We start from the raw sequence: 7557 nt of genomic DNA, 5'->3' as shown, positions 1-7557 counted from the left end.
GCTGACTGTTTGTGGCTTGTCATTGAAGACAGGATGATCAAAATCTATAGTAAATGAAACTTTATAGCCTTTATGCGGCAGAAACTGGACGTATTTACCATTATCTTCCACTCGAATAGGCTTAAGAATGCGAATATACTTCTTTGGAGCATTCTGTTCTTTAATGCCGGCTGATTGAATAAGGAAAACAAAAGGTGCAGCACTACCATCCATAATTGGTAGCTCAGGCGCATTAACATCAATATAGGCATTATCGATACCCAAACCAGCCAAGGCTGATAACAGATGCTCGACAGTCGCTACTTTCACGCTTCCATGATGTAAGGTAGTACACAACATAGTATCGCCAACATACTCATAGGATGCAGGAATTTCAACTACAGGTGACAGATCCACTCGTCTAAAAACTATCCCGGTATTAACAGGAGCAGGTCTTAAGGTTAAAAGCACTTTCTCACCGGAATGCAACCCAACGCCAGTGGCCTGGATTACCTTTTTAGGAGTTCTTTGTTTTATCATTCAGTGCTCACCTTTTATCTTTGTATTTTATTTTGCGCGCAAAAACCTCTTGATCTTAACAACAATTTATTGATTAGTCTAATTTTTTATTCAATTAAACATCGCAGAACGCTTAAATATCCAACTTGAGCCTGTTGAACACTTACTATCCGTACAAAATAAGCTCATTATGAGCAAAACTAAAAATATTTAACAACCGCTTAATGCATTACATTTGAGCTATTGCAATTGCCTAATGATTTATCATTATCATTTATCTAATTACAATAACTCAAGCTCTTATCAATAACAATACCCTGCTAAGCTTCCTCTTCCTGGCGACGCAAAAATGCAGGTATATCCAAATAATCAACATCAGGAACATTATCGCTGCCAGCAACTTTTTGTTTGATCGCACTAGCAGAACTTACAGCAGCACTTTGGGCTTGTTTACGGATAACAGCAGGTCTGTCCAATTGATGATAATCAAGAGAACCATCGCTTCTGGTACTTTCCATTAATCGTGCTCTTTGCCCTTGTTGTTGCTGTTGTGGTTGTTGATGACGTTGTTTCACATCACCTAATCCAGTAACAATCACAGTAACTCGCATTTCATCAGTCATTTCAGGATCGATTACAGTACCAACGACAACGGTAGCATCATCAGAAATAAATTCTTTAACCACATCACCGACTTCCTCGAATTCACCTATAGACATATCAAGGCCAGCCGTAATATTAACCAGAATTCCACGAGCACCGGAGAAATTTACGTCTTCTAATAAAGGAGATGCAATTGCGGCCTCAGCTGCCTGACGAGCTCGTTGCTCTCCTACAGCACATCCAGTACCCATCATAGCCATGCCCATTTCAGACATAACAGTGCGCACGTCAGCAAAGTCGACGTTGATTAAGCCAGGACGAGTAATCAGGTCTGATATTCCTTTTACAGCTCCTAACAGAACGTTATTTGCCGCTTTAAATGCATTGAGTAAACTGATGTTTTTACCCAGCACACTTAATAACTTATTATTAGGAATAGTAATGAGTGAATCGACATGCTCTGCAAGACGACGAATTCCATCTTCTGCAGCAATAGCACGTTGCTTGCCTTCAAAAGCAAATGGTTTAGTAACTACAGCAACCGTTAAAATGCCGAGTTCCTTAGCAACTTCAGCGAACACTGGTGCAGCCCCAGTTCCAGTACCACCACCCATACCAGCAGTAATAAATACCATATCTGCGCCACTTAGAATTTCACGAATATGATCTCTGTCTTCTTCTGCAGCCTCACGTCCGATTTGAGGATTCGCGCCAGCGCCTAATCCTTTTGTCAGCTCATCACCTAATTGAATGTGAATTTTTGCATTGGACGCTTTCAATGCTTGCGCATCAGTATTGGCACAAATGAATTCGACACCATCTATATTTTCAGCAACCATATGTTCCACAGCGTTACCGCCGCCACCGCCAACACCTACAACCTTAATAACGGCATTATTATCGTGTTGGCTGCTTTCCATTAATTCAAACATAACCCAGCTCCCCTAATGTGCTGCTTTTTTCTGCTTATATCTTTAAAACAGTTTTGAATATGTTGCATCATAATGCAACCCCTAATTGCTACTCATTCATTATTGAGTAGATTTCAAACAGTGATAGCCAGGATATGCTGATAGTCTTACTCTCAAGTGAACTATCAATTTCCTGGCGCTTAAAAACTAAAAATTGCCCTGAAACCATTCTTTCATGCGCGACCACACCCCTTTTGAATTGTCATTCAATGTGGGCACGCTATACCCGCCTTCATATTGTTGCTGAAAGCCATGGAGTAATAAACCTACGCCGGTAGCAAATGAAGGATTTTCTGTTGCTTCAGCAAGACCTGATACATAATGAGCACAGCCTTTGCGTACTGGCATTTCAAAACAAAGCTCGGCAAGTTCTACAACACCTCGTACATTAGAAGCACCTCCGGTCAATACAATACCGGCAGCAATTCTGTCCTCAAACCCGCTGCGGCGTAATTCATTACGCACTAGTGAAAATAACTCTTCGTAACGTGCTGTAACGACATCAGATAGTGCTTTGGCAGATATCTTTCTGCCTGGACGTTCATTCACACTAGCCACTTCCAACATTTGATTGGGATTCGCCATTTCAGGTACAGCACAAGCATGACTTAACTTAATCGATTCTGCAGCTTTTGTCGGTGTGCGCAAAGCCATAGCAATATCGTTAGTCACCTGATCACCAGCAATAGGGATAACAGAGGTATGCTGAATAGCTCCTTCGCAGAACACAGCGATGTCAGTTGTTCCACCACCGATATCAATCAGACAGACGCCCAGATCTTTTTCATCTTCAGTCAGCGCAGCATGACTCGATGCCAGCTGCTCCAAAATAATGTCAGTCACTTCCAATCCACAACGGCGTACGCACTTCACAATATTTTGTGCAGCACTTACAGAACCGGTGACGATGTGAACACGAGATTCAAGCCTGACCCCCGCCATTCCTATGGGCTCACGGATACTGCCTTGATGATCAATGATAAATTCTTGAGGCAATATGTGCAGGATTTTTTGATCGGCCGGTATTGCAACTGCTTTCGCTGCATCAATAACCCGCTCAACATCAGCCTGGGATACTTCTTGATCACGAATCGCTACAATGCCATGTGAATTTAAACTGCGTATATGACTTCCGGCAATGCCCGCATAAACGGTTCTTACCTCACAGCCAGCCATAAGCTCAGCTTCCTGTACGGCACGTTGTATGGAATTTACCGTGGCCTCAATGTCAACGACGACGCCTCGTTTTAAACCGCGAGAAGGATGGCGGCCAATTCCAATTATTTCGATTGCTCCATCGGATGTGACTTCACCAATTAATGCAATAATTTTTGAAGTTCCAATATCCAATCCAGTGATAATATTTTTTTCTATTTTTTTTGCCATTATCGTCCCGTTTGTTGTTTCCACTGCACTGCCATACCACGTGGATACCTTAAATCCACGCTAGCCAACTGCTCTGCTTTTTCAGCAAACACTGCAGGATATGCTTTACAAAAACGCAGTAATCGCGCTTCTAACTCTTTCTTTCCCAAGTATATTTTTACACCATTGCCCAGTTCTAAAACCCAGGCCTGATTGTCTCTTAAGAACAATGCAGCAGCATTTAAACCATACGATGATAATATCTTACTCAATTTTTCATAAACTTGTAAGACGTCTAATTGTTGACCTGATGGTCCTTTGAGCTTTGGAACATTCACATCGTCCGGAACTGTCCCGGTATTGAACAGCCTGCCATCCGCTGTCATCAAGTCATCGCCCCAAAGCGCAACTGGTTTTTTTTCTATCAATTTTATTTTTAATGCATCAGGCCAGACTCGTTCTACATAAGCGCTATCAATCCAATTTATCGCATTTAAATCATTTTGTAACCGTCCTACGGGCAAAGAAAAAAAACTTGCACTTAAATGTTGAGACAAAACTGACTCTAATTCTTTATGACTCACATGCTCATAGCTTGCCGCTACTTTAATAGTCGTTATTGGGAAACGCTCTGCGTCAGCAAGATATAAATACCCCAAACGACCAGCAAGTAACAAGGCACTAATAATCAATAGTGCCAACAGGCTGGCGTAACGCAGCCCATTGGAATCAACATCTTTTCGTTTGATATGCTCTTTCACAGGTAATTGGTCACTAAATGTTGTCGGCAGTTTTGGTGAGTCAGGGCAATTTGAACCAACTCATCAAGCAAATCAGGATAAGCGATACCCGTAGCTTGCCATAGCTTGGGATACATACTGATTGAAGTGAATCCAGGCAAGGTATTAATTTCATTAAAATAGATTTCTTCAGTTTGATCATTAACGAAGAAATCAACCCGAGCCATTCCCTTGCATTTTAATCGCGAGAAAATATCTGCAGCAGCCTGTTTTAATCGCTCTTCCAATTTACTATTAAGTAATGCTGGAATAATTAAATCTGTCTGTCCACTTTCAAGGTATTTTGCTGTATAGGAATAAAACCCATCAGGATGGTGCACTCGAATTTCACCAGCAGTACTCACTCGTGGTCGAGCAGATGGTTTTTTGTTTTCCAATACCGATAATTCAATTTCTCGTCCCTGAATAAATTCCTCTACCAGAATTTCTTCATCGTAGCGCAAGGCATCATCTACAGCAGCCACCAACTCTGCCATATTTTGCGCTTTATGAATACCGACACTAGATCCTAGCGAGCACGGCTTGACAAATAGAGGCCAGCCAAAATCAGCAGAGACGTCATTGCAAAATTGTTGGCGTTCGGTCGCTGTCGTATGATAGGACAATACTTTATATTGAGCTGATTTAAGCCCATTGATACAAGCGACGCGTCTAGCCATATCCTTATCCATGCCAATAGCTGAAGACAAAACATCACAACCGACATAGGCAACATCAGCAAGTTCAAGCACTCCTTGTAAACAGCCGTCCTCGTATAAAGGGCCATGAACAACAGGAAACACTACATCAGCATCGACGGCCATCCGCCCATTACTCAATATACTGTCCAATGGTTTAGACTGTTCGGTTACGACAGGTAGCTTGTCTTTATAATTCAATAAATCGTTATACGCATGCAGATGGAACTGACCATTTTTATCCATAGCAATAGGAATTATGTTGTATTTATCAGTATTCAGATGTCTGAGCACTGATGTTGCAGAAACCAACGACACTTCGTGCTCGCCTGATTTTCCACCATAAAGCAAAACAAGGTTGATAAGCTTAGACATTAGCAGTCTCCAATAATATGTACTTCGTGCATCAACTCTACAGTTGTTTGCTCTTTAACTTAGTTTGCACCAAATGAATCAATGCTTCAATATCTCAGGGAGAAGCAGGAGCAAAATCCTGCCCCATTATGCTCCGGCTATTTCCTTACATTTTTTTCATGAGATTTACTGCCATTTGACCAATATTACCAGCTCCCTGCATCAAAATAACATCGCCATCTTTTATAAACGCATCCAGTTTTTCGCCTAAGGACTGTTCATTCACCATGGTCACTCGTCTGTCTTTGTGTCTGATTTCTTTTGCCAGTTCTTCACTGGTTACACCAGGAATAGCCGTTTCTCCTGCCGCATAGATATCAAACAAAAACAATTCATCAGAAAGGCTTAAAACATCAATAAACTGGCTATATAAAGACTGGGTGCGGGAATAACGGTGCGGTTGGAATACATGTACTAATCGCTTATCTGGCCAAACACGTCTAAATGCATCGATTGTTGATAAGATTTCCTGGGGATGATGTCCATAATCGTCCACGACAATAGCAGAACCATGTTCAAACTGTCGTTCTCCCAACATTTGAAACCGTCGCCCTACCCCCTGAAATTTTTGCAAACCGCGAATAATAGAATCATCATCAACACCTACCTCAGTAGCAATTGCAATTGCAGCCAAAGCATTTAAAACATTATGACGGCCAGGATACTGAAACTGAATAGTCAATTGAGGATAAGGCGCAGGCCTTATTACGGTGAATTGACTTAACAGCTCATTTTGTGTCCAGTCTACTGCTCGGTAATGAGCGTCCTCTTTAAATCCGTAGGTCAAAGTAGGCCGTTGGATGGCTGGTAGAATCTTCTGTATTTCCTCATCTTCAATACAGACCACAGCTAATCCGTAAAAAGGAAGATGATGTAAAAACTCAAGAAACGTAGTTCTTAGTTTATCAAAATCATCCCCGTAGGTGTCCATATGATCAGCATCTATGTTAGTCACTACAGCCATCATCGGTTTTAAAAATAAAAAGGATGCGTCACTTTCATCTGCTTCTACAACAAAATAAGCGGACTGACCTAACTGAGCATTAGTACCACAGCTGTTTAATTTTCCGCCAATAACGAAACTGGGATCAAGCCCACCTTCAGCTAGCAGACTACTGACCAAACTAGTTGTTGTGGTTTTACCGTGCGTACCAGCGATTGCAATTCCATGTCTGAAACGCATTAATTCTGCCAGCATTGCAGCTCTTGGGATCACGGGAATCATTGCATCGCGTGCAGCAGTAATCTCAGGGTTGTTCATATCAACAGCAGAAGAACGTACCACCACATCGGCACCCAATATATTTTCAACGCGATGACCGATGTACACTTGAATTCCCAAGGACTTCAAGCGCTGCACTGAGCTGCCTTCGCCTATATCAGAACCAGTGATACGATAACCTTGATTATGCAACACTTCAGCAATACCGCACATGCCAACGCCACCGATACCAACAAAATGAATTTGTTCTACACGCCCCATCCTGGTAGATAAAAATGGTCCTGAATTATTCACAATTCCCCCTTATGCCGTCTGCGTTCTCAATCCTAGAGATTGCCAACGATTTTCATGGTCGATACGCAATAATAATGCGACAACCACACAATTAATTACTATACTGGCACCACCATAACTAAGTAATGGCAGAGTTAGCCCTTTTGTAGGTAACAAACCGGCATTCACGCCCATATTAATTGCTGCCTGCAAGGCAAGCCAAAAAGTCAGACCGTATGCAGTAAATGAAGCAAAAAGACGCTCTTGAACATGAGCCGTATATGCGATTGTTAGCCCCCGAATTACAAGTATACTATACAAAGTCATTACTACTAAAATTCCAAACAACCCCAACTCTTCAGCAAGTACAGCAAATAAAAAATCAGTATGTGCTTCGGGTAAATACATCAATTTTTGAATGCTCTCACCCAAACCGGAACCAAACCAACCTCCTCGTCCAAATGCAATCAAAGACTGAGTAAGCTGGTATCCACTGTTGTATTGATCAGCCCAGGGATCTAAAAAGGCAGTTAATCTGGCGACCCTGTAAGGAGATGAGATAGCCAGCATTGCCAAAGCACTGATTACTACTAACATTAAACCAATATAATACCTTAACTTTACTCCAGCTAAAAAAAGCATCGCCATGACAGTACCCGAAATAACCACCGTGGCACCAAAATCAGGTTCAAGAAGCAACAAAAAGGAGACTACACCAAGAATAACCATTGGTT

The 7557-nt window shown here is 41.8% G+C and carries 7 protein-coding genes; all 7 read right to left on the bottom strand.

What is annotated here, in order from left to right:
• On the bottom strand, positions 1-519 hold a 519-nt coding region (lpxC, locus tag Q0495_RS12165), incomplete at its 3' end, for a UDP-3-O-acyl-N-acetylglucosamine deacetylase (RefSeq protein ID WP_298626748.1).
• Between the two features lie 299 nt (positions 520-818).
• Positions 819-2033 (bottom strand): cell division protein FtsZ, encoded by a 1215-nt coding sequence (gene ftsZ / locus Q0495_RS12160; RefSeq protein WP_298626746.1) that lies wholly within the window; start codon positions 2031-2033, stop codon positions 819-821.
• 186 nt (positions 2034-2219) lie between these two features.
• The gene (ftsA, locus tag Q0495_RS12155; protein ID WP_298626744.1) at positions 2220-3458 is read right to left on the bottom strand and encodes a cell division protein FtsA; all 1239 of its coding nucleotides are present in this window, start codon (positions 3456-3458) and stop codon (positions 2220-2222) included.
• Complete coding sequence (locus tag Q0495_RS12150) at positions 3458-4198, bottom strand: cell division protein FtsQ/DivIB (RefSeq protein WP_298626742.1); 741 nt, start codon at positions 4196-4198, stop codon at positions 3458-3460. The genes ftsA and Q0495_RS12150 overlap by 1 nt, the downstream gene beginning before the upstream one ends.
• The gene (locus tag Q0495_RS12145) at positions 4195-5289 is read right to left on the bottom strand and encodes a D-alanine--D-alanine ligase family protein (protein WP_298626739.1); all 1095 of its coding nucleotides are present in this window, start codon (positions 5287-5289) and stop codon (positions 4195-4197) included. The genes Q0495_RS12150 and Q0495_RS12145 overlap by 4 nt, the downstream gene beginning before the upstream one ends.
• Positions 5290-5434: 145 nt before the next feature.
• Entirely contained in the window at positions 5435-6844 is a 1410-nt protein-coding gene (gene murC, locus Q0495_RS12140) for a UDP-N-acetylmuramate--L-alanine ligase (RefSeq protein ID WP_298626736.1), read from the bottom strand.
• Positions 6845-6853: 9 nt separating this feature from the next.
• Positions 6854-7557: putative peptidoglycan glycosyltransferase FtsW (locus Q0495_RS12135; RefSeq protein WP_298626734.1), on the bottom strand; the 704-nt coding region annotated here is incomplete at its 5' end.

Source organism: uncultured Legionella sp. (assembly GCF_937871865.1).
GTDB lineage: Bacteria > Pseudomonadota > Gammaproteobacteria > Legionellales > Legionellaceae > Legionella.
This window is presented reverse-complemented; position numbering and strand designations above follow the sequence as displayed.